Raw genomic sequence first — 26,929 nt, 5'->3', positions numbered from 1 at the left:
AAGTCCGTTGGTTTATGTCTTGTAGCCTACTCTGCCATAACTTTCGTTTGTTTCATTTAGATTGAACTGCGTATATTTTTCCATACGAAAAACAAATTTCATAAACTCACAGCGTTTATCGTAATCCTCATTTTCCTTAAAGAAATCCGCAATCTCGTCACGCTTAACCTTGAAAAACCGGTCAAGCTTCATAATGTCGTTTATGATGTTTTCATCAAGAAGCGGCGGCAGTTTCGCTGTTTCCACAACCTCGTTATGTACGATAACGGGCTCTTCTGCTGTCACAGGTTCGGGAACATACCCACGCTTTTCCATTGTCACTGTTATGATATTTCTGATTTCCTCTGCCTGCGTATCGGAAAATCTATCAGAATGAAATTTATCGAAGAAGTCAACAGTGTTGAAATGAGTATCTTTTGTATCTGAGAACACCATACCTGCTGTTTCATAGCTGAGCCGACGGTTAAAATCAGCGTGAGAAATCTGTCAATCAGCTTGTCAACTACTGCGTTCTTGGATTGAATACCACATTGCTCATCAACTGATGTTCGATTGTCAATATTTTTATTTTCTCCCACTGCTAAATGTCTGAAAACGGGGGCTCTGCTGTCGGTACTGCTCGTCCAGCGCCCGAAAGCGTTTTGACTCTTATGCGACGATTTCCCTCGGAATTATGTTCCAGCGGCCCTCCATTATGAGTATTCGCTTGCCAGTTTAACCATGTTGGTGTTTTCACCTATTTTTATAAATTCAACCACACGTTTCTTTTCAATCATTATGATTACCTCTGAAAATTTGATAAAGTTCTAAATTGAATCAAATTTTCAGTTAGGGATAACGTGCTATGTAGAGCTACATTTGAAAATGAGCATAAAAAAATGCCATTTCCGCTTTTAAAGCGGAAATGGCATACCTATATAAAAAGGATAGGAACCTGACTATAGCTTTAAAGGCTAACTGTCAAGTTTCTATACTATAATCCCTATTTACTCAGAGAGGATGATACCTGTACTAAGTATTTTGATTTTATTGTGTTTATTATATATCCTGCTGACATATTGCTATGCCAACAATTAAATCGCATTTCTGGCATTTTATTGTTATGTTGTTTTTACTTTCCTCAGTTGCAAAATATATAACGGGATTACCCGTTATATATCATTTTATAAAGCTATTTATGAAATCATCCCAATTCGGAGAAGCTCCTTGTTTATCTCTTGCTGAACGAATTTCCTCACGAATATCATCATTTTGCATTATATATTCAGCTATATCATAGCTAACAATTCCATTTGCCTTAGCATGAAGATCTAAGAAATGCTCAATCTCTGATTTACTCATCCTCAGAACAACAAACATTCTGGCAATAATCTTTTGATTTGGATTTGTCTTTTTGCCGCTTTCAATATAGCTGAGATAATATGGTGTTATTTCTATCTCATCAGCAAGCTGCTTCAGGGAATAAGTTCTTTCGGTTCGCAGTTTACGAACATACTCGCCGAAATCTTTATTTGCCATAGGATTTCCTACCTTCGTCTTTTATTAAGCAACTCTGCGGACATTAGTACGTCCGCTGTTATGAGTGCAAGCAATGCAGAACACGCTATACTGACAAAATCAATAAAATACGCTGCTACCGCAAGACACATTTCAATAACAAGCATTACTCGCGCCTTTTTACGAAAGACAACAATTTCATCATTTATTTTGTCTGAAAATTTATCGGCATAAAAATAATAATTATCTCCGAGATTTTTTTGTACAATTCCTTTAAAAGATTTATCTTCCATATCAATCTTTTGTCCGTTATATTTTATATCAGAAATGATAGCGACATTTTCATCTAACAATGCGCTATTAGTTAAAATAGAGTTCATAACTGCATCGTTTGAATAACACATAGGAAAAGGACTATCAGAGATTTGTAAAATCTTCTTCATTTGATACCTCCAATTAGTATACAGAACAAAATTAATTAAATATAAATGTTTTTGCCATATCTATCATAGATAATATAAATCGTTCAAGCCTACCAAAATCATTCATTATCGGTTCAACACAATCAATGTATACATTGTCATATCCATCCGCAACTAATTCAATTAGTGAATCTTGAATTATGTTGTTCAGAAAGAAAATGTAAATTTTTTTATTTCTGGCGATAGCATGTCCAATAAGTATCATAAAATCATCCACATTCTCAGAAGGAGTAAAAATAATCGTACAGGTGGCTTCATCTATTATTTTACAGCTTTCAGGTACTGAGTTGATTTTCACCTTAGCCAAACTATAGATATTCACTTTTGTTTTATATTTTTCCACAATTCGATTAATAACCTCATGCAGTTTAAAAACATTGATTCCCAAAAAATTATCATCATCACAAGTAAGTTTGGAAATAGGAATATACACATCACAGGGATTCATGAAAGCCTCCAGTAAATAGTAGTTTAATTGTATTATATCTGGATGTAACTAGCAAGTCAACATTTTTGCCCTGAACGCCAAAATACCGCCTTGAATGCCAAAAACATAAAAAGCCCATAGCTTTTTTAAGCTATGGGCAATAATATCACTTACGATTAAGTATAATACCAAATATAAGTTTATGAGGATAAAAAACAAACAAATCTGAGCCGTTTGAATGGTTCGGATTTTTTCGACGTGGCTCCCCCGCACTTTCCAAGTCCGAATAATTATGTATGTCAGCTGACTTACTGTCCTACTGCCGTATTTATAATTGAAGATTATCACTGCGCTGTCCTTGTAAAGCACAACGGAATTTAAGAATGCGTCAATCAAGCTTGCGTTTCTGCTCAATAGTATCAATCTTATTCTTTCCGAGCTGTGTCAACCAGAACTCGACCTGTTTTTCCGTAAGCACAGACTCTGCAATTTTCTCGTTTGCTGTCTTGGTTTCAATATCGGTTTTCTGTGCCTCAATTTCTTCAAGCCTGTTCCTGATTGTCGGCGTATAAACTCCGTTCTGTATTTCCGTAAGAATGTTGCCGATGTTTTTATCAACCTCTGCAAGCTGTTTTTCAAGAAGTGGAATTGCCCTGTTCTCTCCGTTCTGAAATTCAATAACCCTTTTCCAATGCTATTTATAATTTCAGGCTCCAGCAAAATATCATAAAGCTACTTGATAACGAATTCCTCAATCAGCCCTTTTCTCGGAAATTTCTTGTTACACCCCTTTTTCTTTTTTGCGGTTGCACATTTATAATAATGATATACCTTGTGATTGTTGCTCGTTCCGCTTTCCCCGACCATATACGCTCCACAATCTCCGCATATCAGCTTTGGATATATACTAAAAAAGTGTACAAGTAAGATATAATAAAAACATCAAAATAAAGACAAGTAAGAGGAATAAAAAATGTCAGGAAAAAGCACACCAAAGTACACGGAAGAATTCAAAAAGACAATCGTAAATCTTTATCAGTCGGGCAAAACATATTCTCAGATAAGTCAGGAATACGGTATATCACACAGTGCTTTAGCCAACTGGATAAAGAAGTATTCAGAAGTAAAAATGGATGATAACACCATTCTTACCTCCAGGCAAATCAAGGAGCTTCAGAAACGAAACGCACAGCATGACCTCCTTTGTGTAGCACCAATGGACTTCTGCTGTTGACCACTTACATTATAAAGAATATATGTGATAAAGTCCAATGTGCAAAGTCAAAAGTTTACGAAAGATTGCACACCTAACCGTAAATATGAAAGAAGGTGAGCTTTTGGTACTCTGTACGCTCTGCCCACCTTTAGATGTTCAATTTTGTTTTCCCGAAGTAGCTGATAGCCTGTTTTACTACTCACTCCAAGATCTTTACTCATTTTCTCAACAGTCAGAATGTCTGGATATTCCTTTAATACAAACTCATAAATATCATTAAAGCTCATAAAGTTCCTCCTTTTCTTTGAACACCAATGCTGATAAGCAGAGGAACATCAATCGCCTGCATAAATTGGTCGTTTAAGTGGGTAAGATGTTCCTTGAGCCTTGTTTTATCTATCATCCGTATCTGTTCAAAAAGAATAATAGAGCTGTCTGGAATCCCTCAATCGTTTCTAAATATAAATGTGTGGGCAGTTTCGCTTTCGTCTGCACACGGCTTGTGATTGCCGCCACAATAACTGTCGGGCTGTGCTTGTTCCCTATATCATTAGAAATGATAAGTACAGATCGTGTACCGCCTTGCTCCGAGCCGATGACGGGATTTAGATTTGCGTAGTAAATGTCGCCACGCTTAATAATTCTATCCATTGTGTTTGACCTCCCATTTGGATTTAGGCAGGAGTATCCTGCCTATGTAGCAGCCAGACATAAGGAAGTATTTAAGGTCGGGAGAGCATAAAACAAAGCCCTGTTTACATAGACCACCTTGCGTCTGGCTTTATAATAGGATCGTTTCTATTTGTCCTCGACACCCCGAAACGCTATGGGAAGTCGCCAAACGGTCAGCAGCGAACTGACGCCACGGGAGTTCCACCCCAACTGTCGGTCTGACAGAGCCGCCCTCATTGCCTGCAACGTCGTCGGAGCTGATTCCGCAATAGTCGGCTTGCCACAAGCGGCAAGGCTTTTACGCTCCATAGCTCCTCCTCTCCCCAAAAAGCCATTTGGTTTTTGGGGTGCCCCTATACGCTCGGACTGTGACTGGACGGGAGTACCATTATTCTCTTTGTGGGTTATGGCGAAATCGGGAGCTACCCGATATTTTGAGTCGGTATTTGAACGCTCACCACCTTTCATCGCTGTTCTGCTTGTCGGCAGGTCTTGGCGTACCGCTGCACACGCTTAAATATTACCATTAATTTTATGACTAATATAATCATATAAAACGCTATACTTCTTAAACACGAAAAATCTTCTGTGTTTTTTCTGCATAAATTTCGTAAATGAATTATCTTCAGGAATTTTTGAATGTTTTTCTTTGTATTCAGCGAAATCTTTTTTTAACACATCAATGGCATGTGCATCAATACTATATTCGAATCTTAATACTACGGTCTTATTATCAGGGTCCAATCTAATAATAATTTGCTAAGGTTAGCAAGATTGTTGGTATCTTCATACGATATATAAATATCTACTCTTATCCCATTTAATTCATTTTCATTAAATTCAACTTCCGATTTAATAATTTTATATAGCTTTTTTTGAAAAGGAATACTAAAATCGTAATATTCAAAAATTCCTGTTTCCGATTTGTTGCCTATACATTTATTTAAAATTGAAAGTAAGGAAGTCTTGCCGCTATTGTTTTTCCCTACAATCATTATCACATGTTATTACAGTATTTTTTAGAAGTCTATAGTTGTTAACAGATATTTTCTCAATCTTCATTTTAGCTCCTCCATATTGTCTTAAAGCAACAATTATATTTTAAAATTAATTTATTTTCGTTAGGTATTATTCTCATAACACTTCAACACACCTATTCAAATGCACACCCGAATTAGTATCCCTTTCAGCCATCTCCCTATACCTCCCCATCAACTCCGCCACACATTCGCTCTCAGTAATCTTCCTATCAAAACCAAACGCCGCCATAACAGCAAAATCGTTTTGGTGGTGAGCCTTGCGGAGCTCGGCAGGCATAGTCAGCTCGTTATAAAGGTCAGCGAGAGAGCAGTCGGAATATTTTACCCTTGCGTCAAGAATAGCCTGTGCAGATGTTTGGTATAGATTTTAATCGACTTTTAAACCAAATTCTGTAATCTCTGATTTTACATATTCGATATTATTCTCTTCACAGCAAGCTATGATAGCTCTTTCTCCAATTTTACAGCCTAATATAACTTTTGTAGGCTTAGCAAAGAAATAATTTCTACCATTTTTATCAAGAGGAGATGTAGGCTTATCAGAATCCAAAATAAGCATTGCTGCAATTATACGCCATTCCTTTTCATAACTTCAATCACTATGTTTACATGAAGATATTAATCCGTATATATAAGTATTTTTAGGCAATTATTTATTTCTTAATAATTTTACTACATCAAAATAATTATATTTATAATTTACCAGGAAAATAATATTGCGGGAAACTTCTGAAATATTCACAGTATCATATTCTAAACATACACCAGAGTAGTTTTTTGTATAGTGATACCACATCGGATTATTACAATTTGTTTCTGAAAGGGAAGCCACTCTTATGCCACTACGAATAATATCTTTAAAATCTCTATTCACATCTTTTATAAGCGTCATATCTAACTATCAAAAGGGTCGTTAAAGGTTTCAGGGTGTGCCAAGAATATGTTTCCTGTTGCTATTTCGTCCAAAACTCGTTCTAAAGCGCTATAGCTACTAACATTTCTATATCGGTATAATTTTTGAGGTATATGTTGTTGTTTGAGCAAGTGAGCATTGTTAATGTCTTCTGACGTGTCGGATAAAAATAATTTCCAAAATTCTTCTTTCCAATCCATTTTACTTTCTCTCCGTCATCTTGCATCGTATTTCTCCTCTGTCAATTCCCTATACCTCCTCATAAGCTCCGCCACACATTCGCTCTCGGTAATCTTCTTATCAAACCCATACGCCGCCATAACGGCAAAGTCGTTTTCGTGGTGAGCCTTGCGGAGTTCGGCGGGCATAGCAAGTTCATCGTAGAGATCGGCGAGGGAGCAGTCAGGATAGAAGGCACGGGCGTCAAGGATAGCCTGTGCAGTCTGTTCGATTTTCGCTTTCTGTTCATCTGTTGGGTTGCACCAAGGAAAGTTGTTGTAGACAACATTAACAGAATAGCGAACTGTTCTGACTTCCGTTTCTTTCATCATATCAGCGGCTTTTTTATACCAACAGGAAACATAGTCAATATTTCCAATACCTTTTGCACCATTAAGAATAAATGATACATCGTCCTTTTGCTCGGCAGACATAAGTCTTGCCCCCACAAACGGCGGATTACCCATAATAAAATTCAGCTCCGCTTTTGGCACAACGCTCTCCCAGTCAACACGCAGAGCGTTGCCCTCCACGATATTGGCATAGCTTTTCAGCGGCAGGAAATCAAGGCTCATCTGCACGATTTCCTCGGTTTCCTTCATCATCTGCGACTCGGCAATCCACAGCGCAGTTTTAGCGACTGTCACCGCAAAATCGTTGATTTCAATTCCGTAGAACTGCCCGATTGATACCTGAATCGGGTTTAAATCGCCGTCACCGAACATCATCTGACCCTTGTGAATTTCAAGCAGGATTTCATTTTCCAGCTTTCTGAGGCTGATATAAGTTTCCGTCAGAAAGTTGCCCGAACCGCAGGCAGGGTCTATCAAGACGCTATCTTTGATACAAAAGAAAAAGCCTTCTCCGGTGTGAAAATACCGAAAAAGGCTTGATTTCTGGGCTTTTACGGCCATCTGCCGTCTGTGGAAGCCCAGCGTTTTATTCTATTGTCTGTGTTTTTGCATGTAACGGACGGTGCCGGAAGTCATCCCGACAGACCCAGAAAAGGTAAAATTAAAAAGTATGCCAAAATTAAAAGGTTTACTTGCGTTTTCTCCGCACAACAAACGGAATGTGAAAAGGGAGGCCTGTTGCCATGCCATCATACTTGGAATCATCCAAAATTAGACCTCGCTTCTTTGCCAACTTGTGAACTCTTGCGTCAATTTCAAAGAAGTCCTCGAAGCCAAACATCTCACCGTGTATTTCATAGTCTCCACAAGTCAGATATTCATGGCCGTATAGCTGCTTTATCACATCACTTGTAGCAAGCTCAGTTCCTTCCGGTAGTGACAGAATAACGTCGACAATTTCAGAAACAATTTTATTCATCATCGTCTTCTTCCTCCTCAATATCCGGCTCTATTCCGAGCAGTTCTTGAAAGCGGTCGAAGTTGTAGGGATAAGCATTATCGCCGTATATCTTCACTGGCTTGTGGCCGTTGGAAAAATAAATCTCCAATTCCCACTGCGTCCCATCCAGCACCATACATCCAAATCTACGCAGATCGTATTTGCTGCGCCATTCTCCGATGTGTAATTCACGGAGGCCGTCGAGGAACTCCTCTTTAGTGCAAGGATAATCTGCTTCGATATAAAAATTTGTCGGCATCAGAATAAACGAATGCTCAACATCTAACTGAAGATGTTCTCTGTCCAGTGTATAAGTTCTGGTTTCGTAACCTCCAAAATAACCGCCGATGGAAAATACCAACTTGCTGATCGCCGATATATTTTCTTCAAAATCGGCTGCTTTCAGTTCTGCTTGTGATGGAGCATACGTCCCACCAGTCTCTGTCAGTGCTTCCTTGGCCCGTTCAAGATACAAGCGAGTACACCACAGTCGAGTTGATTCACTCGGATGCATGACAGATTCTTTCCCATAATCCGGGTGTTCCATTGTATTCTTGAGATGACCAATTTCTTTTTTTAGGCCACGAATAGCTGTCATTATTTGTGGCGCAGTTTTCCCTTTAAGATATTCTTCGTAGTATCCTTCCGGACTTATCATCATAATCGGTCACCTCCTCGATTAGCTTTTCATGAAGTCATCCGCTATGGCGTTAAGTTGTGCCGCTATTTCAGAAAACTCACAATCCAAATCCAGCGTCTTCACACTGATTTTATTGCCACTCATCATATAAGAATTGTTTGGCAGGACAGCTTCGTCTGTTTTCGCATATAACAGCATGCCGGAAACTTCTCCACCTGCAACAGCTTTATTTTTCACATAAGTGAAAATCTGATACAGATTGTTTGAATGAAGAGTATGCACGTCATACTGCTTTTGCGTGGTATGGCCATAATATTTTGCATCAATGATGAGTGTTTTTTCTCCATAGGTAAGCATGATATCGGACTGCATCGTTGGAAGCATAGCGCTTATTCCGTCATCCAAGGCCCATCCAATCTGCGATGCCGCAGTCTTTATTTGAGGATAGTGCTTCTTGTAATATTCCAGAATGAACTTTTCGTACAAGCGGCACATTCGCTGCTCGTCCAAAAATTGCATCAACTTAACAGTTCCATCTGCCGTTGTCTGTAGCAATCCCTTAATAACGAGATAGCATACTGACATCAGCATTTGATAGCTCTGATTGTTTCTGTTGAAACGGAAATTCCAGTTAATATTATAGATATCCAGTGTTCCAACATCTTTGAAGTAGAGCAGCAAATTTCGCAGTTCTTTTTTCCTTGTTTTGGGAATGTCATATCTCAGAAGCATTTCCATAGTCGTTTTCAATACCTGATTCATATATGAATCAACCGAAAACTCATCGTAAGTACATACAAGCTGCTGCTTTATAAGTGTCTGCTGTTTAATTGATTCTGTTAAATCAATCTTTCCTCGCAAACAGCTTAACGGCTCTGTTTCTTCTATGTAAGTACGCCCAAGGCCTCGTTTTATCTGAACAGACACACCTTTTACAAGGATGGCAGATAATAGATCTGCGGTATTTTCAAACTGCTCTGTCCCACAGCTCGCATAACCTTGCTCCCGTAGGATTTGAAAGGCATATGCAAGCATGTAGTAAATATTTTGAATCCGAATCATCGTATTGCCTCTCGCAGAGCATATTCCCAATCACGAACTTTACTCGGCTCATCAAACCAATATTCGTTTAACAGCGGAATAATTTCATAAGTAATCACAGCGTTTAGCCACATATCATCAATGCTGTTTTCAGTGCAGAAATAGCTGTGGCCAATGCGGAAACCTCTGCCAAGAGTCTCATCGTTTTCAATAGCTACATTCAGTTTTTCGATCGCAGCAATCAGATTATCAAATTTCTTATTATTTTTCTCCTGACAATACTGACGGAATCCTTCTGTATCAAATGCCGGAGAGAACTCAAAGAAAGCAAAGCGACGACGCAAAGCATAGTCCAGCATTGCAAGACTGCGGTCAGCTGTATTCATCATTCCGATAATGTAAACATTTGCAGGAACAGAGAATTTCTCGTCAGAGTAAAGCAACTGCAAAGATACGCCTCTCTTATCGTTTTCGATCAGCATGAACAGCTCGCCGAAAATTTTGCTAAGATTGCCTCTGTTGATTTCATCGATAATAAAGAAATAATCATTCTCGATGTCCATTTCGGCTTTTTTACAGAAATTGTAGAATGGTCCCTTTTTCAACTCAAATCCGGTTGAGGCAGGACGGAATCCCATAATGAAATCTTCATAGCTGTAACTCTGGTGGAACTGCACCATCATTACACGGCTGGAGTCCTTCACTCCCATCATCGAATATGCGAGTCGCTTTGCAGCAAAAGTTTTACCGACACCCGGAGCGCCCTGCATGATAACATTCTTTTTATTCCTCAGCAAATTCGTAAGAATATTATAGTTCGATTCACTCATATATACTTCGCCAAGGAAATCGTCTGCGCTATATACCGGATATTCGATTTCGGCCTCTTCGATTTCACCAACGCTCTCGTCTTCAAATAAGGCTGACAGCTGCTCCACATATTCCGTATAAGAAGTAACATCTGTTAGGACTTTAGTAATCGCATTTCCCGGATGGTCCCATTCGCCCTTATGTGTCCAATTTACCTTACGAATGTTCTTGTACTCAGGGTCACGATCAGGGTCGTAAATATAGTCTGATGTTACGACGCCACGGCCAACAATTGTACGTTTGCCGCTTTTCGCAAAAATAACATCTCCGGGCTTAAGCTCGTGAACAAACTGCCACGTTTCCAAAGAAGCGTGTTTATAGGAGCGAGTACCTGTATCCGTTCCGCAGGCCTTCATCTGCTCCTGCATTTCTGTTCTCGATGCATATTGGCTAAGATCGCCGATGTATTCACGGGCAATCGCCATAATGCCGTCTTTATAAAATTCTTCCCACTTGGCAGACCCATACCCCGGCGAATAAATCCAATAATGGACTGTATGAACATCCTTGTCACCGATTGCTTCACCAGCATTGGCCCTTTGGCTGGATGCAGCTGCAGCACGGTTTTCCTCATTAACCTCCTCTGAGATTATCCATGCATAATAAGACAGCTCAGGGAAATTCTTGTACTTGTAGTCGTTGTTTTCAAGAACACGAAGACAGTCCGCATTGATCTTCAGATACTCACTTCCCGAAGGAACAGTATCCAAATCTCCCAAACCCTCTCTGAACTCTACAGGCATATTTTCAGGGAGAAGCATATACCAGCGATTACGAGAATCCAGATTAATAAATTCATAAGGACGAATCCAGTATAAAGCCATCGTCAGATTCCACTTGATTCCCTTTTGAAGAAGTGCTTTGTCGTACGCCTGAATAAATGCTGCTTTGCTGCTTTCAGAATGTGTTTTGCTATATTCCATTGCAGCAGAAAAAACACTCCAGATATTTTCAATATCTCCGTCCTGACGGTCGCCCACAAAATAATAGAAGGTAGCCGCCATATTGTTCAGTACCGGAATGCCATCAAAATTCTCAGGCACTGGAGATTTGACAGAAAATTCGGTCGCAAGGCCCTGCAGGATCTTGATTCGATTTGCGTTTGTTATGCCTTTGTTAAACAGACCATAAATTGTAAATGGATCGATATCTACGATGTTGTTGTCCTTCTCCAGTTTTGGCAAGCGCATACCAATAGCAGTATAGACAGCCTTTACTTTTTCAATCAGCGTTTGTCTATCTGTTGCATACGGCAGGAGCTTGTCCGCAAATTCTGTATAGAAATCTACCCATGAAAGATATTCTTTGTTATTCATTTGCGCTTCCTCCTTATACATCAGAACTTGTTTGCTCATTGTCATGGATTGCCTTCTCTATAGCCTCAGCTAACTGCATTATTTTATTATTGTGGCTTCCAGTATAATGGTACATCAAGTAACGGATATCCACAACAATTCCTTGTACTCGCTCATAATCGTGATTTCCAGATTTCCACTCTCCACGGGCCTCGCCTATATTTCCGTATATTGAATCAAAGCCAAAAACATTTTTTGCGCTATTATATGGCATTAAAAAAGCATTGTACACGGGTACATCTTCCCCGTATTCACGTTTGAAACGTTCCTGTGTGTATATGTATTCTCCATATGTAATTTGCTTGTTAATAGAAGATGATTCTGGTAAATGCATAGGATTCCCCGTTATACCATAACGATAGTACTTGGCATCCAAAACATAAATTTTACCATTGTACAGCATAATCGAATCCGGCTCTAAGGCAAAATTTTCTTTTACTTTGCCCTTAAGATACCACCGTGTTCGAGGGAAATATCTGTACTTGTCTTTAATTCCATATACTCGATCAATCAATTTTTCCCATACGTATTCAAAGGAATCGGTGCCAAAATAAAATTGCTTCAGGTTTGTTTGCTCATCAATATATTGCAAAACCGCAATCATGGCCGCAAACAAGCGCTTATCTTTATCATTGTTTGTTCTTGCCAACTTGTCATTTAAAACAGAAAGAAACATTTTCGTATTCTTTTCAATCGTTGGTTTTGGCGGCAAATCGGGCGTGAATAACCATCCAATCTTTTGAAAACTTTCATACACACAATACTTGTGAATTTGCGTTATCAGATTTTTATCGTTAGGAGATGAAACCCTTACAGTATATTCTGTGTATACAGGTGAGCCATCGGCCTGAATAAGAGGCCGTTGTTTTCTTATTGTTTTTGCCCAATCAATACTACCTCTATCACTTGTCTTAAAAACAGGCTCCTTTTCTGTGTAATAAGAATTTTGTTCCAGATAGTAATTGATTACTTCCATATAAGCGTTGATTGGGAAATCGACCGATTGTGGCGCTTCAAATTTCTTCATGGCGAGTACACGGTCTGACTTATCGGTGAATTCAGCAAGTACAGAAATCAAATGCAATATATCTCTACGGATTTCTTGATCTGTTTCGGGCAACTGATATCCAACCGGGAAATAGACCATTGCATTTTCAGAATCCGCTTTAATTCCGACAAAACGATCTCCCTCATCATTTTTATTAATATGGCATCTGTCAAGCAATCTTGCGTCTAAATCCACGGTATCACCACCTCATGTTAATCTTCGCCGTTGTTCTGCCCGGTAATGGCATTAAACATTCCTTCTTTAAAAAAGGCAAAACGCTCATTTCCTTTTTCAGATGTAAATTTTTTTATAACAGCTTCAAGACTCTTGTAAGTGCTTATTTCAAAAATATTTTCACGAGAAAACTTAAACGCATCATCCCACAGATACTTTATTACTTTTTCAGGAAAACAACTATTGTGGCGTTTTGCAACAATTCGTTCCTGTTCACTCGCATTTACGTCATCTGCAACCGGATCATACCAGAGATCCAGTTTAGAAACAAAATAGGCACCTAAACGCTTGTCTTCAGAGGATGTCATTCTTACATTGCCATCTAAAATTTCCTTATTGATAGCACGACAAAAAGCGCTCCATGTCACATCAGTGTCTAAAATTTTGTCATTTGCGTAAGGATGATTTTCAAAAGAATTCTCAATCAAACGCATATGCCAACGTCTTTGAAAGGCAGTATCTAAGGTGAACACATTCTGGTCAGATGTGTTCATTGTCCCGACGATAGACATATTAGAGGGAATGCGAACTTTATGTTCTGGATCTCCGTAGACGATCGCCGCAACATTCGCATTAGTGATGGAATACTCACTGGTCCCCATAGGAAAACTTGTATCATCCGTTGTTCTGTCTAAGAGTTGGAATACCTCACCAAAAATTGCTGGAGCATTCCCACGATTGATTTCTTCGATAATCAGAAAATATTCAACATCTGGATTGTGGTATGCTTTCCACAACAATCTGGTAAATGGGCCGGGCGTAAATAGATAACGTACTTTGTCATCAGCAGATACTGTCGGCAATATCTGGCCAACGAAGTCAGAATACGTGTAATCCGGATGAAACACAAGACGCTCCATTCGGCTTTCATCACTACAATATTCATGTTGAATAGTGTAACTTTTACCAGAACCGGGGACGCCGTAAAGCAATACATTTGTACCGCCTTTCTTTCTGTCACAGTGATCTAAATCCAAACCGTCATGCCCAGTTCCGTCATCAACTCTATCTGGTGTAGTGTACCCCAGCAATTGACTTAAATTGTCCATTGTACTATGAATTCGATTATTATCCATTACAGACTACCTCCATATAACTTTTCTAAGAAATCTGCTTCAAGAACCTCTGATTTAACTTCCATGTGTCTACCGGAATCACTGATAGACCATTCAGGACGTTGAATAACATGAAGTAGCCCGGCAAATTCAAAATACTGAGGCGTATATTGGTGTCCTTTTGGCTTCTCTACTACATTCCTCATAGTGAAGTCATATTCACCATTACGGTATCTGGTAATATAATCATCCAGAGTGGCCTCTTCGACATCACAATCATCATGTCGAATGCAAGTGTTCAACAAATACCATTCCCATTTGTCCATACGCCCGTATTTGTTCAATGCTCTCAGTGTCGCTCTTAATGGATGTAATTTGCTTCCATCACTGTTTTTGAAATAGTAAAAGCGTAATGCATCGCAATAAGCTTCCTCATATAACTTCTTGATTTCTGCATAAATCTTTTCTTTTACGTCATCTTCGTAATTGTCAGCAAGCCCGACTTGTTCTTCCAATTTAGCTGCTTGATAGACCAATTTCCCTCTATTCGTCAGAAGATTTTGTATATCTATCTCGTTTCGGCTGCTAAAAGAGTTTTCATTTAAAAAACCAAAATTTACACAAACACGTTTTACCGTTCGTACCGCACCTGAAGATGACATTTGCATTCGCTCCGCTAAACGATCTTGTATCCCGTTCCCCCAAGACGAATGATTCGTAAATGAGGAATCCGACAAGCAATCGATCATGATTCGGAGCTGCCTATGTAAATCTGGCCCAATATTTCGACCGGTATAGTCCCAGCCACGAAGATCCATAGTCCATTCCTCCTTTTCATTACTTCTTTTTTAACACCAATATCTCATCGTATTTGATGATGCCACCACGATTGCCTCGCGGAAGATGAAGGTATCTATCACGAATAACATATTTGAAACTAAGTTCAAATGAATATTCATTTTTCTCTGCTATCTCAGCCAAAATCTTTGCTGTAGGAATACTCTGTCCACGAATATTACTATCTCCAACCACGATCACATATCGTCCGCCTTGTTTCAATTCTTCGCGTACAGCAATCATGTTTTTTGCCATATCCTCAAAATAGGTATTTACAATGTCTGCACGTTTTGCATCAACTTCAGCGATTTTTTCTACAATCGGAACAAGCGTTTCTGATTGCGAGGCGTAGTGGTATTTGTCATAGAAAGATTTTGAAATTTCTGTACCAATATATGACTGTTTGCTTTTTTTCAGCTCTTCATCCGAGGCTAAGCCGAGCCACATATCTTCAAAACGAAGGCTGCGTACATAGTCATATGCATTAATGTATGGCGGAGATGTTACTGCCAAATCGATAGTATTTTCTGCACCGATTGTTCTGGCGTCATTACTCTCCAAAATAGTGCTACTACAATGGAGTGGCGCAACTGCCTCAGAAAATCCAACAATAGCCTCTCTATACATATGTTCTACCTTAAAGAACAGTTCTGATGGGTCCGCAGGTGTCTTAGGATACTTTGTGGATATATAAGGCTTTGGAGAAACCTCATCAGCATTCGAAACCTTTCGAATAATTCCAGAAAGGACAACATACAAATAATCTTTCACATTCTGGTTGTCTGCTACAAGTTTATCAATTGTATATTTAAAGAAAGAAAGCCACAGAATGGATTTATCACAAAACCACTTCTCGATATTTGGAATGCCGGGAATTGGGTACTGCAAACTTTCGTCGGGAGACATCTCTTTAATTTTCTTTACGACATCGTCAAGAAAATCAATATCTTCCTTGGAGTAAACTGTAGTTTTCACTTTGACGAGCAATCGGGCAAACGGGTCAATATCAATCGACATAGCATTTCTACCTAAAAGCATTGCTTCTATCGCAGTTGTTCCAGAACCGCAGAACGGGTCCAGTACAGTCTCGCCAGCTTTTGAATATGCGTTAATTGCAAAACGAGGAACGGCAGAAATATACCTCGTCGGGTATTTATTAAACAATCTATTGGTTGAAGCTACAATTTTAGCCTTGTCGGGGATGATTTCATATATCTGATCCTGAATCGGATTGATAGGAAAATCATCCAGTTTAATTACTTCCATTCTGGAAACCTCATTTCTCTAATTTCACTATGCTCTCACGCAAGTATTTTCGTACATGTTCAGTCTTTTCATATTGCTGTGAACTCGTGATAATAAGTCTTTCTACAGCGATTTCCTGAACTTTAAATCCTATTTTTTCAGCAATCATTGCCAAGAATACATCTGTCGGAATCACAATACCAGCATATGCAGAATTGCTAACAACAATTGCGCAATGCCCGCCCTCCTTCAAGGAATCAAATATCTGTCGGAGCGCTTCCTCCATGTCTGCAAAATAGCCGTTAAGCATGTCTGGTATTCTGTTTGTCCACAACTTCTGCTGACGCAACAACGGGATAATTTGCTCATTCAGTTCCGGCAAATTAAAACTGGTATATCGCTCTGGCCATGTTGCATGGCAATGTGACCTCAAAGATTTCATACGAATATTTTTTTGGTCACTTGTAGAGTTTACGAAACCTGCAAACCAAAGCTCCAGATAGTAAATTTTCGTATAGTCAAAGCAATTTGCATACGGCGGTGAAAAAAGAACTAAATCCACCGTGTCTTTCGGCACAGTTTTTTCCATTGTCGTAACGCTTTCCACATATACCTTTGGAATCGGACCATTATCTTCAATCGAAAAATCTTCAATCATAGAAGCTGCTTTTTTAGAAATACACTCCATTGCGAATTTGAACGCACAACCTTTATCATAAGTCGGCGGACGTCTCTTTATCTTTAATCCATTACCTGCTTTTCTGTATAATGCACATTCTTCAAGCGTACAAATCCAAGCAAAGAACAATAATTCTTTTGACTTGCTCTCTGTCAATTCGTCGATATGCTTCCTAATGTTGAGCTGCGCCAATAACATTTCGGTTTCAAATATACGTCGCAAATACTCATTTTCAGGAAGCTCAATATTGGCATCAATCTCAATATTCGACAAATCACATAGGAGCGTCTCGAATTTGTCCATATCTTCTTTGCTATAGTCCTCAGTTTTGACTTTTGTAATAAATGCCGCAAAAGGATTAACCTCAAAACCAATAGACCTCATCCCTTTGGCCTTTGCCACTGCAACAGTAGTTCCAGCTCCGCAGAATGGATCGCAAACAACAGAAGATTTATCCAGTTTGTATTCATTGAAGATCTTCTCAACTAAAATAGGAGAAAAACCTTCCTTATAATTAAACCATCTATGTCGAGCGTATTTAGCACTGTAAACAAAGTTACAATCAACATTTGTATATGTAGCGCTATTCAAATCATTATTTGTTACATTGTATTTAGCATCAAGAGCAGCATAAAAGGCTGGCAAGCTATTGTAGTCCATGTAATGTTAACCTCGTTTCTAATTAATTGCGCTCTTTCCGCTTTTGACCCATTCATCCAGCTCGGAACGCTTAAATTTCCACAGCTTTCCAACCTTGTGTGCTGGGACCATTTCTTTTTTTATCCAGTTACGAAGCGTAACTGTCTTTATGCCTAAATACTCTGCGGCTTCATCAATGCTAATGTAGTTATCATTTCCGTTTTTAGTCATCCTGAACACCTCACTAAATGTCATGCTATAAAAATCCATCTTGTATTATACCATAACGGCCTCGAATTTTCAAGATATTTGCTGATATTTGTTTATATTTAAGCACGGTTTCATCATATCTTATTGGATTTTATCTTTTTTCGGTGGTTTCTCTGCGCTGTTGCGTTTCTACAATTAGCGCAACAGTATTTCTTTCGACCGTTCGTAGTTTTCACAACAAATCGATTATTGCACGCCGGATTTGCGCACTTACGATAAATTTCTGTGCCGGGACGCAAATAAAACACGGAAAAATACAGCGCAGAAATCAAATTAGGAACTCTCCATGTAGGCCCCATTTTTTGAACGCTGTATCTTGGTGAAATACCAGAAAGGTTATGATTCATTTCTTCATTCAAAATAATCTTAGCAACTACAACGGCGCTATTTTTCATTTTTTCATCTAACAGTGCGATCCGAGGAACGTCTGAATAATATTCAATACCGTGTTCAAAAGATACACCTCCAACAACACCAATGTTCCTCATAAAATGAAACAGGAAATCTATTACATATCGTCTATTCTTAGAGAGATTTACGCCATTACGGTATAGGTATACGATAGATTTATACCGCATATCTAAATATCCCGGATATCGATTTGCATATATGTTTCCTGAAACAATATCGTTATATTCATCGATATCCAGTTCATAAGAGCTGTATATAGAGTCACGAATTGTATACGTATCCTTTTGAAAAGCCTCCTGCTGTCCATCGATTTCTGGCAGCTGTGAGGCTTTATCTATTTCATTGGACAAAAAATGTTTACAAGAAACATATGGCCGAGACAAAGTTGTCAATTCAATAGATATTTGCTGACTTAAAAGTAAGTACAAAGTCAGCGAAATCATTCTTTCATAATCAATTTCAGGAGATTCAATTTCATTCATTAATGCAACAGTGGCTTTCAATCTATTAATAATCTCGACCACATCTTCGAGACTTAATGACTCATAATTTTCGCTCCCGACCTTAAAGAAGAAACCATTGGTTTCAAAAAAGCTAATCATTGCTTGGATGTCGTTATTTGGCAACGACACAATTTCTTTTAATAAATTTTCTTGTCGAACCGATCCGTTCTCGGTAGTGCGGCATAATCCTGCCTCTCCGCTAAAAGCAAAATAGGCTTTTGTATCTTTTTGAGATTGTATCTTTAATCGATATTCGACTACTCCCGGAGTGAGTATTCCGGGGGTGGTTGAGCCACCTGTCCGGTGGTGGTTGAGCCACCCTACCGGTCGAGATTGAGCCACCATTCCGGCGCAAGTTGAGCCACATCCAAGACCTCTCTATAATGAGTCCATGCATCTGAAAAGATGTAAATTCATTTAAGGAGGTCAGTAAATGACCAACTATCGCGAAATCATTCGGCTGCACAGCAAGGGTTTCAGCAAGCAGAACATTGCGCTGAGCGTCCCGTGTTCCCGTAACACGGCAGCACGGGTAGCGGACCGTGCGGATGAGCTGAAACTGGAGTGGCCCCTCCCGGCGTCTATGACCGATGCCGTGCTGGAACGCATCCTTTTCCCGAAGAGCAATGAGACCACTACCACCCGCAGGATGCCCGATGTCCGCTATGTGCGGACTGAGCTCCAGAAGAATGGCGTGACCAAGAAGTTGCTCTGGACGGAGTATCTGGAGGACTGCCGCCAGTCTGGAGAAGAACCGCTTATGTATTCGCAGTTCTGCTTCTACATCCACGAAGAGGAAATTAAGCGGCAGGCTACGATGCATATCCCCCGCAAGCCCGGAGAGCAGGTTGAAGTTGACTGGGCCGGAGACCCGGCTCACATCACCGACCCGCACACCGGCGAGGTAATTGACGCCTACCTGTTCGTAGGTTCGATGTCGTTCAGCCAGTACACCTATGTGGAAGCATTTACGAACGAAAAGACCGACTCCTGGATTGCAGCGCATGTCCATATGTTCCAGTTCTTTGGCGGTGTCCCGCGGATTCTTGTCCCCGACAACACCACCACTGCGGTAAACCCCAAGGGTGGCTGGTATACGCGGGAACTTAACAGCACCTATAAGGAGCTTGCTGAACACTATGGCACCGCCGTTATTCCTGCACGGGTGCGTAGGCCAAAGGATAAGCCTAACGCGGAGGGCGCGGTTGGAAATATCTCGACCTGGATTACGGCTGCGCTCCGAAATGAGCAGTTTTTCTCTCTCCACGAGCTGAATATGGCCATCCGCGAGAAGCTGAACAAGTTTAATGCCGCCAAGTTCCAGAAGAAGGACGGAAGCCGTGCGATTCTCTTCCGCGAGGAAGAACTGCCTCTGTTGGCTCCGCTTCCTGCCTCCCCGTTTGAACTGGCAAGCTGGAAGGACGCTACCGTGCAGTTCAATTACCACATCTCTTTTGACAGCATGTGGTATTCCGTTCCCTATGAGAACATTGGCAAGAAGTTGAATATCCGCGTTACGGACAAGACCATTGAAGTTTTCTACAACCAGTCCTGCATTGCCTCACACCGCCGTCTCTACGGCCGGAAGGGGCAGTACAGCACGATTGAAGAGCATATGCCGGAAGACCACCAGAAGTATCTGGAGTGGAACGGCGACCGCTTTCGCAAGTGGGCTGCCGACATTGGCAGGAGCGCTCGTCTGGTTGTGGATGTAATGCTTACCTCCTCCCGCGTGGAACAGCAGGCTTACCGTGGCTGTATGGGCCTTTTGAAGCTGGCTGACAAGTATTCTGCAGAACGCTTGGAAGCCGCCTGTACAAAGGCTCTGAGCTATACGGCGACGCCGAGCTACAAGAGTATAAAGAATATTCTTGCAGCCGGCCAGGACAAGGCCAACCAGGATGAGCAGGCTGAATCTACGCATAACCAGTTCGGCATTACCCGTGGTGCCGACTACTACAGGAGGTAATGCAAATGCTGAACAAGGTAACTATGGACAAGTTGATGGAGATGAAGCTGACTGCAATGGCTGACGCCTACTATAACCAGGAGAACGACTCCAAGATAGCAGGTGTCTCCTTTGAGGACCGTTTTGGAATGCTGGTTGATATTGAGTTTTGCAGCCGGAAGAGCAACCGCTTGAAGGCGCTGATTAAGAAGGTGGATTTCGACCAGCCGGATGCCCACGTTGCAGACATTGACTATACATCTGGACGGAAGCTGAACAAGTCTCTGATTCAGCGGCTGAGCACCTGCGACTACATCTCTGAGTTCCGGAACATCTTCATTACCGGGGCCACCGGAAGCGGCAAGACCTATATGGCCTGTGCCTTTGGTATGGAGGCCTGCAAGCAGTATTACACGGTCCGGTATATCCGGTTGCCCGATTTGCTCATTGAGCTCGATATGGCGCGTGGAGAGGGCAACTACAAGAAGGTTCTTGCCAAGTACGCTGCCCCGATGCTGCTCATTCTGGACGAGTGGCTTCTCTTGAAGCCCACCATGCAGGAGCAGAAGGATATCTTTGAGCTCCTGCACCGCAGGCGGAAGAAATCCTCCACGATTTTCTGCTCTCAATTCCATACTGAAGGCTGGTACGAGCAGCTCGGAGGGGATGACAGCCCTTTGGCCGACGCCATCCTTGACCGCATTATCCACGACGGCTACCGGATTAACATTGAGAGCACCGACCCGACCCGTGACATCTCTATGCGAGAGGTCTATGGTCTGGACAAAAATCTCCGCGAGTAATTTATATGGCGGGTGGGGCCTCACGGCCCCACCTGGCCACCTAAGGGTGGCTCAACCTACGCCGGACAGGCGGCTCCGCCGCACCGGAATATCCACCCGGAGAAATATTTGTCGTATCAACTCCGCAAAAACACGGATTACTTTCATATGAAAAATAATCACTGTCGAAAAAATTAGCGTTTTCCAAATTAAACATTTTTTCCTCCTACTACTAAAAGCTTTTGTGCTGAATTATATATGTGTGTTCATAGTAATCGATAACGTAAGCGCATATATATTATACACCCAAAAGATAATTATTACAATAATTGCTACAATTTAAAACTGCATTTCCGTAATCGGAAATGGCAGAAATTTACTTACTAATCCGGTGCAGGTACAATATAAGCAGAAGGCAGAAGCTTTCTTGTATTATCCTGCATCGCCCGATCAACGATGGCTCAACAGTATAATGCACCAACTTAATATCAACAGCTGCCTTGTGAGCAGGCCGCTGCAATCCGGAACGGAGTAATTCCGTCAGGACTGCGGTTCTTTCATTGCGCCTTTTTGCAGCTGTACCAGAGTTCCTCCGTTTCGAGACAACGACAAACGGAGGAACTTATTATGTCAAACAAAGAAAACCAGAGTAAAACAGAAACCCGTCGTATCTACATCCGCAGCCAGCGTCGCTGGCAGGAAGTACCCGAAGAAGTCTATCAGGAACATATCCGCTTCCATGACACCTACCGTCATAGAATGCAGGACCGTGGCCTCTGCTGCTGTCCTCGCAATAAATGGTGGGTCTGCGATGCCGACTGCCTGACCTGCGAATACCGCAACGCCGACGTCATCGCTTCATTGGACGCACCGATTGGTGAGGAAGATGATGACCTGATTCTGATGGATACCATTGCAGATGAAAGTGTAGCCTTTTCCGAGCTTGCTTCCGACCGCATCGTGTTGGAGCAGCTGTTCAAGCGTCTCGCCGACCTGATGCCGGAGGCTGAAAACATCGGCAAGCTGCGTATGCAGGGCCTTTCCGATGAAGCTATCGCCAAGGCAATCGGTATCCCTCGCACCACTTTCCTGTCCCGTATCAAAGCAGCAAAGAAGCTGCTGGCACAGGAATACCCGGACTTCTTTTAATGGGTAGACAAGTACTCTGGCCGCTGGCAAAACCGGCGGTCAGAACTTTTTCAAAAAAATTTCTCCTTCCCTTCGTCAAAAGCCATCGCTCATCTCCAAAAGGGAGTGTAAGGAGCAGAAAACAAGCTGCTCCACCACGAACAGGAGGTGAACGACATGACTCAGGCCCACAGCCGCACCGTGGATACCGAAGCCGAGGTAATTGAAATCCTCGTCGCTATCAGTCAGGTGTCCGCACGAATGGCAAGAAATCTCAGTGTACTTGCCGCAAGACAATCCGAGGAAGGAGGAAAACATCATGAGCAAAATGAGCGAAATGGCTATGACCATCGAAGAGTTACGCAATGCTGCCGTTGCTATTACTGATGCCGCCAACTATCTGGCACAGCTGTTTTCCGGTAACGACGCAGAGGAACAGCCGGAAGAAAAAGCGCCGGTGCAGAAACCCGCATTGACGCTGGAACAGGTCCGTGCAGTTCTCTCCGAGAAATCCCGTGCCGGTTACACAGCAGGCGTCCGTGAGCTGCTCCAGAAATACGGTGCCAGCAAGCTCTCTCAGGTGGACCCGTCCAATTATAAAGCGCTGCTTCGTGATGCGGAGGTGATCGGGAATGCCACCTAAAGCACACGCCATTTTATCTGCGTCATCTTCCCATCGCTGGCTGAACTGCCCGCCTTCTGCAAGGTTATGTGAAACCTACGAAGACAAAGGCAGCGATTATGCCGCCGAAGGGACCGACGCCCACAGCCTCTGTGAGTACAAGCTCCGCTTGGCGCTCGGCATTGAGGCAACCGACCCGACCGAGCATCTGACTTGGTATAACGAAGAAATGCTGGACTGCGCCAATAGCTATGCAACCTACATTTTAGAACTGGTGGAAGCCGCCAAGGAAACCTGCGCTGACCCTGTGGTCCTCATCGAACAGCGAGTGGACTTCTCCCGCTGGGTGGAACAAGGCTTCGGCACCTCGGATGCCATTATAATCTCTGACGGAACGCTCCATGTGGTGGATTACAAACATGGCCTTGGTGTTCTGGTGGAGGCAGATAACAATCCGCAGATGATGTGCTACGCCCTCGGTGCCTTGGAGCTGTTCGATGCTATTTACGACATCGACACCGTGGCAATGACCGTATATCAGCCAAGACGCCAGAATGTATCCACCTTCGAGATGTCCAAGGACGACCTTTACCGCTGGGCCGATGAGGTCCTGAAGCCGACTGCAGAGCTTGCCTTTGCCGGTGACGGAAACTTCCTCTGCGGCGAGTGGTGTGGCTTCTGTAAAGCCAAGCACGAATGCAGGGCCAGAGCCGAAGCAAACCTGATGCTGGCGCAGTACGATTTCAAACTGCCTCCGCTGTTGGAGGATACGGAAATCGAGGTCATTCTCTCCTGTGCAGACCAGCTGGTTTCTTGGGTCAACGACATCAAGGAGTACGCACTCCAGCAGGCCATCTCCGGTAAGGAATGGACCGGCTTCAAATTGGTCGAAGGCCGCAGCAATCGTCGCTACACCGATGAGGCCGCTGTAACCCAGACCGTAACCGACGCAGGCTTTGACCCGTATGAGCGCAGGCTCCTCGGTATCACTGCCATGCAGAAGCTGCTCGGAAAGAGCCGCTTTGACGAACTCCTGTCGGCCTATATCGAAAAGCCACAGGGCAAACCCACACTTGTACCGGAAAGCGACAAACGCCCGGTCATGAATAATGCAAAAACTGATTTTATGGAGGAAAACGATTATGAGTAAGAATGTAAAACCTGTAAATCCCATGAAGGTCATCACTGGCCCTGAAACCCGCTGGAGCTACGCAAATGTCTGGGAGCCTAAGTCCATTAACGGCGGCACTCCTAAGTACAGCGTCAGCCTTATCATCCCTAAGTCCGACACTCGCACTGTTGCCAAGATTAAGGCTGCTATCGAAGCTGCCTATAAGGAAGGCGAAGCCAAGCTCAAGGGTAACGGCAAGACCGTACCTGCGCTTTCCATTTTGAAGACTCCTCTTCGTGATGGCGACCTTGAGAGACCTGACGATGCAGCCTACACCAATGCGTACTTCATCAACGCCAACGCTACCACAGCTCCCGGCATCGTGGACGCTGACCGCAATCCTATCATCAGCCGTTCCGAGGTTTACTCCGGTGTCTACGGTCGTGCCAGCATTACCTTCTATGCTTTCAATAGCTCCGGTAACAAGGGCATTGCCTGCGGCCTCAACAATCTCCAGAAGATTCGTGACGGTGAGCCTCTCGGCGGCAAGGCCAGCGCTGAGTCCGATTTCAATACGGATGAAGATGAGGATTTCCTCGACTAATGACCTGATTTCCCAACAGGGCGGCGGAGCAATCTGTCGCCCTGTTTGGGCTTGGAAAGGATGTGACAATTCATGAAAACACGGAGTATTGATATAGAAACCTATAGCAGCGCTCCACTTCAGAAGTCCGGTGTGTACCGTTATGTGGAGGCGGAGGATTTTGAAATTCTACTCTTTGGTTATAGCGTGGACTCCGGTCCGGTGCAGGTGGTCGACCTTGCCTACGGAGAACATATCCCAAAGGAAATCCTGCAGGCACTGGAGGATGAAGAAGTCATCAAATGGGCCTTCAACGCCACCTTTGAACGCAACTGCCTGTCTCGCTACTTGGGCTATCCTACCGGCGATTACTTAAATCCCGAAAGCTGGCGCTGTTCTATGATCTGGGCCGCTACGATGGGACTGCCTTTGTCGCTGGAAGGTGTCGGTGCCGTTTTGGGCCTTGAAAAGCAGAAACTCACTGAAGGCAAAGACCTCATCAAATATTTCTGCCAGCCTTGCGCTCCTACCAAATCCAATGGCCAGCGTACCAGAAACAGACCGTTCCATGCGCCGGATAAGTGGGACGCCTTCAAGAAATATAACCTTCGAGATGTGGAAACGGAAATGGCCATCCAGCAGCGCTTGGCAAAGTTCCCGGTATCGCCTGCGGTCTGGGAGGAATACCACCAGAGCGAGGAAATCAACGACACTGGTGTGCGTCTGGATATGGAACTGGTAGCGCAGGCCATTGAAATGGATACGCTGTCCCGTCAGAAGTTGACTGCCTCCATGAAGCACATGACCGCTTTGGAAAATCCCAACAGCGTCCAGCAGATGAAACAGTGGCTTGCTGATAATGGGATGGAGACCGACAGTCTTGATAAAAAGGCTGTGAACGAGCTTCTGAAAAAAGCTCCACCGGAACTTGCCGATGTATTGGTATTGCGTCAGCAGCTGGCCAAGTCCTCCGACAAAAAATATCAGGCAATGGAAAACACCGTTTGCGCTGACGGTCGTGCCAGAGGCATGTTCCAGTTCTATGGAGCCAATCGCACCGGGCGCTTCTCCGGTCGTAATATTCAATTGCAGAATCTCCCGCAAAACCACCTGCCAGATCTGGCCGAAGCTCGTGCGCTGGTCCGCTGCGGTGACTTTGCTGCCGTGGAGCTGCTTTATGAAGATGTGCCGGACACGCTCTCCCAGCTAATCCGCACAGCCTTCATTCCCGGAGATGGCGCACAATTTTATGTTGCTGACTTTTCTGCAATCGAGGCCCGTGTTATCGCTTGGTATGCAGATGAAAGCTGGCGACAGAAAGTCTTTGAACAAGGTGGCGACATTTACTGCGCTTCTGCCAGTCAGATGTTTAAGGTCCCTGTCGAGAAACACGGCATCAACGGCCACCTACGTCAAAAAGGCAAGATTGCGGAATTGGCCCTCGGCTACGGCGGCAGCGTCGGCGCACTTAAGGCAATGGGTGCTATCGAAATGGGTCTAACCGAAGATGAGCTTCCTCCTCTGGTAGATGCATGGCGACAGGCCAACCCGAAAATTGTCGAATTTTGGTGGGCCGTTGACCGTGCTGTTATGGAGGCCGTGAAATATAAGCACACGACCAGTCTTTATGGGCTGACCTTCTCTTGCAGAAGCGGCATGCTGTTTATCACGCTCCCTTCCGGCAGAAAGCTGGCCTATGTGAAACCGAAGGTCGGAATCAACAAGTTTGGCGGCGAGTGCATCACTTATGAAGGCGTCGGCTCCACTAAGAAATGGGAACGTTTAGAAAGCTACGGACCGAAATTTGTAGAGAACGTTGTACAGGCCATTTCCAGGGACCTTTTGATGAACGCTATAAAAACCCTATCCCACTGCTTTATCTGCGGCCACGTACACGATGAAATTATCATCGAATGCTCTGACAAAGTTTCTCTTGAGGTTTTATGCCAGCAGATGGCAAGAACCCCGGACTGGATGCCGGATATCTTGCTTCGTGCCGATTTATAAAAAATCATGAATTCATGATTTTTTGTATTATCCCCAAGAAAATATTATCCCCAGCCTTTGCGGTAACCTTTGAAAATAGTGGTCTACCATACAAATGCTGGG

General features: G+C 42.8%; 30 protein-coding genes and 4 pseudogenes. 9 read left to right on the top strand and 25 right to left on the bottom strand.

Annotated elements, in window-relative coordinates:
* Positions 1 to 12: 12 nt before the first annotated feature.
* From ACYQ0N_RS05280 to ACYQ0N_RS05260, 5 genes are all read right to left on the bottom strand, one after another.
* Complete coding sequence (locus ACYQ0N_RS05280) at positions 13 to 435, bottom strand: hypothetical protein (RefSeq protein WP_177531421.1); 423 nt, start codon at positions 433 to 435, stop codon at positions 13 to 15.
* Positions 436 to 1,158: 723 nt separating this feature from the next.
* A complete protein-coding gene (locus ACYQ0N_RS05275) occupies positions 1,159 to 1,518 on the bottom strand; it encodes a helix-turn-helix domain-containing protein (RefSeq protein ID WP_177531420.1) in 360 nt (119 codons plus the stop codon).
* 8 nt (positions 1,519 to 1,526) lie between these two features.
* Positions 1,527 to 1,940 carry a hypothetical protein gene (locus tag ACYQ0N_RS05270; RefSeq protein ID WP_460162035.1) on the bottom strand — a complete coding sequence of 138 codons (414 nt, stop codon included), beginning with the start codon at positions 1,938 to 1,940 and terminating at the stop codon, positions 1,527 to 1,529.
* A 31-nt stretch (positions 1,941 to 1,971) separates the two neighbouring features.
* Positions 1,972 to 2,427, bottom strand: coding sequence for a hypothetical protein (locus tag ACYQ0N_RS05265; protein ID WP_460162034.1), 456 nt, complete (start codon positions 2,425 to 2,427; stop codon positions 1,972 to 1,974).
* A gap of 711 nt (positions 2,428 to 3,138) precedes the next feature.
* Positions 3,139 to 3,297 carry a recombinase zinc beta ribbon domain-containing protein gene (locus ACYQ0N_RS05260; protein ID WP_460162180.1) on the bottom strand — a complete coding sequence of 53 codons (159 nt, stop codon included), beginning with the start codon at positions 3,295 to 3,297 and terminating at the stop codon, positions 3,139 to 3,141.
* Positions 3,298 to 3,379: 82 nt separating this feature from the next.
* On the opposite strand from ACYQ0N_RS05260, the pseudogene ACYQ0N_RS05255 reads away from it, so the two are divergent.
* Positions 3,380 to 3,598, top strand: a pseudogene (locus ACYQ0N_RS05255) (transposase); the annotation flags it as partial.
* Positions 3,599 to 3,687: 89 nt separating this feature from the next.
* Here ACYQ0N_RS05255 and ACYQ0N_RS05250 read toward each other — a convergent pair.
* From ACYQ0N_RS05250 to ACYQ0N_RS05160, 19 genes and pseudogenes are all read right to left on the bottom strand, one after another.
* Complete coding sequence (locus tag ACYQ0N_RS05250) at positions 3,688 to 3,909, bottom strand: excisionase family DNA-binding protein (RefSeq protein WP_177531415.1); 222 nt, start codon at positions 3,907 to 3,909, stop codon at positions 3,688 to 3,690.
* Positions 3,906 to 4,273, bottom strand: a pseudogene (locus tag ACYQ0N_RS05245) (type II toxin-antitoxin system PemK/MazF family toxin). Before ACYQ0N_RS05245 ends, ACYQ0N_RS05250 begins: the two are co-directional and overlap by 4 nt.
* 740 nt (positions 4,274 to 5,013) lie before the next feature.
* A complete protein-coding gene (locus ACYQ0N_RS05240) occupies positions 5,014 to 5,289 on the bottom strand; it encodes an AAA family ATPase (RefSeq protein WP_460162033.1) in 276 nt (91 codons plus the stop codon).
* A gap of 139 nt (positions 5,290 to 5,428) precedes the next feature.
* Positions 5,429 to 5,692: pseudogene (locus ACYQ0N_RS05235) on the bottom strand (type IIL restriction-modification enzyme MmeI); the annotation flags it as partial.
* Between the two features lie 9 nt (positions 5,693 to 5,701).
* Positions 5,702 to 5,893 (bottom strand): hypothetical protein, encoded by a 192-nt coding sequence (locus tag ACYQ0N_RS05230; RefSeq protein WP_177531413.1) that lies wholly within the window; start codon positions 5,891 to 5,893, stop codon positions 5,702 to 5,704.
* A 90-nt stretch (positions 5,894 to 5,983) separates the two neighbouring features.
* Positions 5,984 to 6,130 carry a DUF2971 domain-containing protein gene (locus ACYQ0N_RS05225; RefSeq protein WP_460162179.1) on the bottom strand — a complete coding sequence of 49 codons (147 nt, stop codon included), beginning with the start codon at positions 6,128 to 6,130 and terminating at the stop codon, positions 5,984 to 5,986.
* 98 nt (positions 6,131 to 6,228) lie between these two features.
* Positions 6,229 to 6,447, bottom strand: coding sequence for a hypothetical protein (locus ACYQ0N_RS05220; RefSeq protein WP_177531411.1), 219 nt, complete (start codon positions 6,445 to 6,447; stop codon positions 6,229 to 6,231).
* Positions 6,448 to 6,462: 15 nt separating this feature from the next.
* A pseudogene (locus ACYQ0N_RS05215) lies at positions 6,463 to 7,293 on the bottom strand (DNA methyltransferase); the annotation flags it as partial.
* 214 nt (positions 7,294 to 7,507) lie between these two features.
* On the bottom strand, positions 7,508 to 7,801 hold the full coding sequence (locus ACYQ0N_RS05210; RefSeq protein WP_177531409.1) for a hypothetical protein: 294 nt from the start codon (positions 7,799 to 7,801) through the stop codon (positions 7,508 to 7,510).
* A complete protein-coding gene (locus ACYQ0N_RS05205; RefSeq protein ID WP_177531408.1) occupies positions 7,791 to 8,480 on the bottom strand; it encodes a hypothetical protein in 690 nt (229 codons plus the stop codon). Before ACYQ0N_RS05205 ends, ACYQ0N_RS05210 begins: the two co-directional genes overlap by 11 nt.
* Before the next feature lie 18 nt (positions 8,481 to 8,498).
* A complete protein-coding gene (mcrC, locus tag ACYQ0N_RS05200; RefSeq protein WP_177531407.1) occupies positions 8,499 to 9,521 on the bottom strand; it encodes a 5-methylcytosine-specific restriction endonuclease system specificity protein McrC in 1,023 nt (340 codons plus the stop codon).
* Complete coding sequence (locus tag ACYQ0N_RS05195) at positions 9,518 to 11,686, bottom strand: AAA family ATPase (protein ID WP_177531406.1); 2,169 nt, start codon at positions 11,684 to 11,686, stop codon at positions 9,518 to 9,520. Before ACYQ0N_RS05195 ends, mcrC begins: the two co-directional genes overlap by 4 nt.
* Positions 11,687 to 11,699: 13 nt before the next feature.
* Complete coding sequence (locus ACYQ0N_RS05190) at positions 11,700 to 12,968, bottom strand: LlaJI family restriction endonuclease (RefSeq protein WP_177531405.1); 1,269 nt, start codon at positions 12,966 to 12,968, stop codon at positions 11,700 to 11,702.
* 17 nt (positions 12,969 to 12,985) lie between these two features.
* Entirely contained in the window at positions 12,986 to 14,083 is a 1,098-nt protein-coding gene (locus tag ACYQ0N_RS05185; RefSeq protein ID WP_177531404.1) for an McrB family protein, read from the bottom strand.
* Positions 14,083 to 14,880, bottom strand: coding sequence for a hypothetical protein (locus ACYQ0N_RS05180; RefSeq protein WP_177531403.1), 798 nt, complete (start codon positions 14,878 to 14,880; stop codon positions 14,083 to 14,085). Before ACYQ0N_RS05180 ends, ACYQ0N_RS05185 begins: the two co-directional genes overlap by 1 nt.
* Before the next feature lie 19 nt (positions 14,881 to 14,899).
* Positions 14,900 to 16,165, bottom strand: coding sequence for a DNA methyltransferase (locus tag ACYQ0N_RS05175; protein WP_177531402.1), 1,266 nt, complete (start codon positions 16,163 to 16,165; stop codon positions 14,900 to 14,902).
* A 10-nt stretch (positions 16,166 to 16,175) separates the two neighbouring features.
* Positions 16,176 to 17,483: a DNA methyltransferase gene (locus tag ACYQ0N_RS05170; RefSeq protein ID WP_177531401.1), complete on the bottom strand. Its 1,308-nt coding sequence runs from the start codon at positions 17,481 to 17,483 to the stop codon at positions 16,176 to 16,178.
* Positions 17,484 to 17,501: 18 nt separating this feature from the next.
* Positions 17,502 to 17,693 carry a helix-turn-helix domain-containing protein gene (locus ACYQ0N_RS05165; RefSeq protein ID WP_177531535.1) on the bottom strand — a complete coding sequence of 64 codons (192 nt, stop codon included), beginning with the start codon at positions 17,691 to 17,693 and terminating at the stop codon, positions 17,502 to 17,504.
* A 113-nt stretch (positions 17,694 to 17,806) separates the two neighbouring features.
* Positions 17,807 to 18,991 carry a CGNR zinc finger domain-containing protein gene (locus tag ACYQ0N_RS05160; protein WP_177531400.1) on the bottom strand — a complete coding sequence of 395 codons (1,185 nt, stop codon included), beginning with the start codon at positions 18,989 to 18,991 and terminating at the stop codon, positions 17,807 to 17,809.
* A gap of 88 nt (positions 18,992 to 19,079) precedes the next feature.
* Here ACYQ0N_RS05160 and istA point away from each other — a divergent pair, with 88 nt between their 5' ends.
* Entirely contained in the window at positions 19,080 to 20,615 is a 1,536-nt protein-coding gene (gene istA / locus ACYQ0N_RS05155; RefSeq protein ID WP_177531399.1) for an IS21 family transposase, read from the top strand.
* A gap of 5 nt (positions 20,616 to 20,620) precedes the next feature.
* Positions 20,621 to 21,397 (top strand): ATP-binding protein, encoded by a 777-nt coding sequence (locus ACYQ0N_RS05150; RefSeq protein ID WP_177531398.1) that lies wholly within the window; start codon positions 20,621 to 20,623, stop codon positions 21,395 to 21,397.
* Between the two features lie 40 nt (positions 21,398 to 21,437).
* Here ACYQ0N_RS05150 and ACYQ0N_RS05145 read toward each other — a convergent pair whose 3' ends face one another.
* Entirely contained in the window at positions 21,438 to 21,593 is a 156-nt protein-coding gene (locus tag ACYQ0N_RS05145) for a hypothetical protein (protein ID WP_177531397.1), read from the bottom strand.
* 410 nt (positions 21,594 to 22,003) lie between these two features.
* Between ACYQ0N_RS05145 and ACYQ0N_RS05140 the strand changes: the two genes are divergently transcribed.
* The 6 genes from ACYQ0N_RS05140 (at position 22,004) to ACYQ0N_RS05115 (ending at position 26,827) form a co-directional block, all read left to right on the top strand.
* The gene (locus tag ACYQ0N_RS05140; RefSeq protein WP_177531396.1) at positions 22,004 to 22,525 is read left to right on the top strand and encodes an RNA polymerase sigma factor RpoD; all 522 of its coding nucleotides are present in this window, start codon (positions 22,004 to 22,006) and stop codon (positions 22,523 to 22,525) included.
* Between the two features lie 156 nt (positions 22,526 to 22,681).
* On the top strand, positions 22,682 to 22,891 hold the full coding sequence (locus tag ACYQ0N_RS05135) for a hypothetical protein (RefSeq protein ID WP_177531395.1): 210 nt from the start codon (positions 22,682 to 22,684) through the stop codon (positions 22,889 to 22,891).
* The gene (locus ACYQ0N_RS05130) at positions 22,824 to 23,147 is read left to right on the top strand and encodes a DNA ligase (protein ID WP_460162032.1); all 324 of its coding nucleotides are present in this window, start codon (positions 22,824 to 22,826) and stop codon (positions 23,145 to 23,147) included. Before ACYQ0N_RS05135 ends, ACYQ0N_RS05130 begins: the two co-directional genes overlap by 68 nt.
* A complete protein-coding gene (locus tag ACYQ0N_RS05125; RefSeq protein WP_177531393.1) occupies positions 23,137 to 24,276 on the top strand; it encodes a DUF2800 domain-containing protein in 1,140 nt (379 codons plus the stop codon). Before ACYQ0N_RS05130 ends, ACYQ0N_RS05125 begins: the two co-directional genes overlap by 11 nt.
* Positions 24,269 to 24,841 carry a DUF2815 family protein gene (locus ACYQ0N_RS05120; protein ID WP_460162031.1) on the top strand — a complete coding sequence of 191 codons (573 nt, stop codon included), beginning with the start codon at positions 24,269 to 24,271 and terminating at the stop codon, positions 24,839 to 24,841. The genes ACYQ0N_RS05125 and ACYQ0N_RS05120 overlap by 8 nt, the downstream gene beginning before the upstream one ends.
* A 72-nt stretch (positions 24,842 to 24,913) precedes the next feature.
* Positions 24,914 to 26,827 carry a DNA polymerase gene (locus ACYQ0N_RS05115; RefSeq protein WP_460162030.1) on the top strand — a complete coding sequence of 638 codons (1,914 nt, stop codon included), beginning with the start codon at positions 24,914 to 24,916 and terminating at the stop codon, positions 26,825 to 26,827.
* Positions 26,828 to 26,929: the final 102 nt, after the last annotated feature.

The organism is Ruminococcus sporogenes (assembly GCF_054655175.1).
The sequence above is the reverse complement of the archived record's forward strand: the minus strand, read 5'-3'. Positions and strand labels throughout refer to the sequence as shown.

What these genes read in the sequence shown, in the direction of transcription:
- ACYQ0N_RS05280 (WP_177531421.1), bottom strand. Translation starts at nt 435, where the DNA reads ATGGTGTTCTCAGATACAAAAGATACTCATTTCAACACTGTTGACTTC.
- ACYQ0N_RS05275 (WP_177531420.1), bottom strand. Translation starts at nt 1,518, where the DNA reads ATGGCAAATAAAGATTTCGGCGAGTATGTTCGTAAACTGCGAACCGAA.
- ACYQ0N_RS05270 (WP_460162035.1), bottom strand. Translation starts at nt 1,940, where the DNA reads ATGAAGAAGATTTTACAAATCTCTGATAGTCCTTTTCCTATGTGTTAT.
- ACYQ0N_RS05265 (WP_460162034.1), bottom strand. Translation starts at nt 2,427, where the DNA reads ATGAATCCCTGTGATGTGTATATTCCTATTTCCAAACTTACTTGTGAT.
- ACYQ0N_RS05250 (WP_177531415.1), bottom strand. Translation starts at nt 3,909, where the DNA reads ATGAGCTTTAATGATATTTATGAGTTTGTATTAAAGGAATATCCAGAC.
- ACYQ0N_RS05240 (WP_460162033.1), bottom strand. Translation starts at nt 5,289, where the DNA reads ATGATTGTAGGGAAAAACAATAGCGGCAAGACTTCCTTACTTTCAATT.
- ACYQ0N_RS05230 (WP_177531413.1), bottom strand. Translation starts at nt 5,893, where the DNA reads ATGCTTATTTTGGATTCTGATAAGCCTACATCTCCTCTTGATAAAAAT.
- ACYQ0N_RS05225 (WP_460162179.1), bottom strand. Translation starts at nt 6,130, where the DNA reads ATGTGGTATCACTATACAAAAAACTACTCTGGTGTATGTTTAGAATAT.
- ACYQ0N_RS05220 (WP_177531411.1), bottom strand. Translation starts at nt 6,447, where the DNA reads ATGGATTGGAAAGAAGAATTTTGGAAATTATTTTTATCCGACACGTCA.
- ACYQ0N_RS05210 (WP_177531409.1), bottom strand. Translation starts at nt 7,801, where the DNA reads ATGATGAATAAAATTGTTTCTGAAATTGTCGACGTTATTCTGTCACTA.
- ACYQ0N_RS05205 (WP_177531408.1), bottom strand. Translation starts at nt 8,480, where the DNA reads ATGATGATAAGTCCGGAAGGATACTACGAAGAATATCTTAAAGGGAAA.
- mcrC (WP_177531407.1), bottom strand. Translation starts at nt 9,521, where the DNA reads ATGATTCGGATTCAAAATATTTACTACATGCTTGCATATGCCTTTCAA.
- ACYQ0N_RS05195 (WP_177531406.1), bottom strand. Translation starts at nt 11,686, where the DNA reads ATGAATAACAAAGAATATCTTTCATGGGTAGATTTCTATACAGAATTT.
- ACYQ0N_RS05185 (WP_177531404.1), bottom strand. Translation starts at nt 14,083, where the DNA reads ATGGATAATAATCGAATTCATAGTACAATGGACAATTTAAGTCAATTG.
- ACYQ0N_RS05180 (WP_177531403.1), bottom strand. Translation starts at nt 14,880, where the DNA reads ATGGATCTTCGTGGCTGGGACTATACCGGTCGAAATATTGGGCCAGAT.
- ACYQ0N_RS05175 (WP_177531402.1), bottom strand. Translation starts at nt 16,165, where the DNA reads ATGGAAGTAATTAAACTGGATGATTTTCCTATCAATCCGATTCAGGAT.
- ACYQ0N_RS05170 (WP_177531401.1), bottom strand. Translation starts at nt 17,483, where the DNA reads ATGGACTACAATAGCTTGCCAGCCTTTTATGCTGCTCTTGATGCTAAA.
- ACYQ0N_RS05165 (WP_177531535.1), bottom strand. Translation starts at nt 17,693, where the DNA reads ATGACTAAAAACGGAAATGATAACTACATTAGCATTGATGAAGCCGCA.
- ACYQ0N_RS05160 (WP_177531400.1), bottom strand. Translation starts at nt 18,991, where the DNA reads ATGGTGGCTCAATCTCGACCGGTAGGGTGGCTCAACCACCACCGGACA.
- istA (WP_177531399.1), top strand. Translation starts at nt 19,080, where the DNA reads ATGACCAACTATCGCGAAATCATTCGGCTGCACAGCAAGGGTTTCAGC.
- ACYQ0N_RS05150 (WP_177531398.1), top strand. Translation starts at nt 20,621, where the DNA reads ATGCTGAACAAGGTAACTATGGACAAGTTGATGGAGATGAAGCTGACT.
- ACYQ0N_RS05145 (WP_177531397.1), bottom strand. Translation starts at nt 21,593, where the DNA reads ATGTTTAATTTGGAAAACGCTAATTTTTTCGACAGTGATTATTTTTCA.
- ACYQ0N_RS05140 (WP_177531396.1), top strand. Translation starts at nt 22,004, where the DNA reads ATGTCAAACAAAGAAAACCAGAGTAAAACAGAAACCCGTCGTATCTAC.
- ACYQ0N_RS05135 (WP_177531395.1), top strand. Translation starts at nt 22,682, where the DNA reads ATGACTCAGGCCCACAGCCGCACCGTGGATACCGAAGCCGAGGTAATT.
- ACYQ0N_RS05130 (WP_460162032.1), top strand. Translation starts at nt 22,824, where the DNA reads ATGAGCAAAATGAGCGAAATGGCTATGACCATCGAAGAGTTACGCAAT.
- ACYQ0N_RS05125 (WP_177531393.1), top strand. Translation starts at nt 23,137, where the DNA reads ATGCCACCTAAAGCACACGCCATTTTATCTGCGTCATCTTCCCATCGC.
- ACYQ0N_RS05120 (WP_460162031.1), top strand. Translation starts at nt 24,269, where the DNA reads ATGAGTAAGAATGTAAAACCTGTAAATCCCATGAAGGTCATCACTGGC.
- ACYQ0N_RS05115 (WP_460162030.1), top strand. Translation starts at nt 24,914, where the DNA reads ATGAAAACACGGAGTATTGATATAGAAACCTATAGCAGCGCTCCACTT.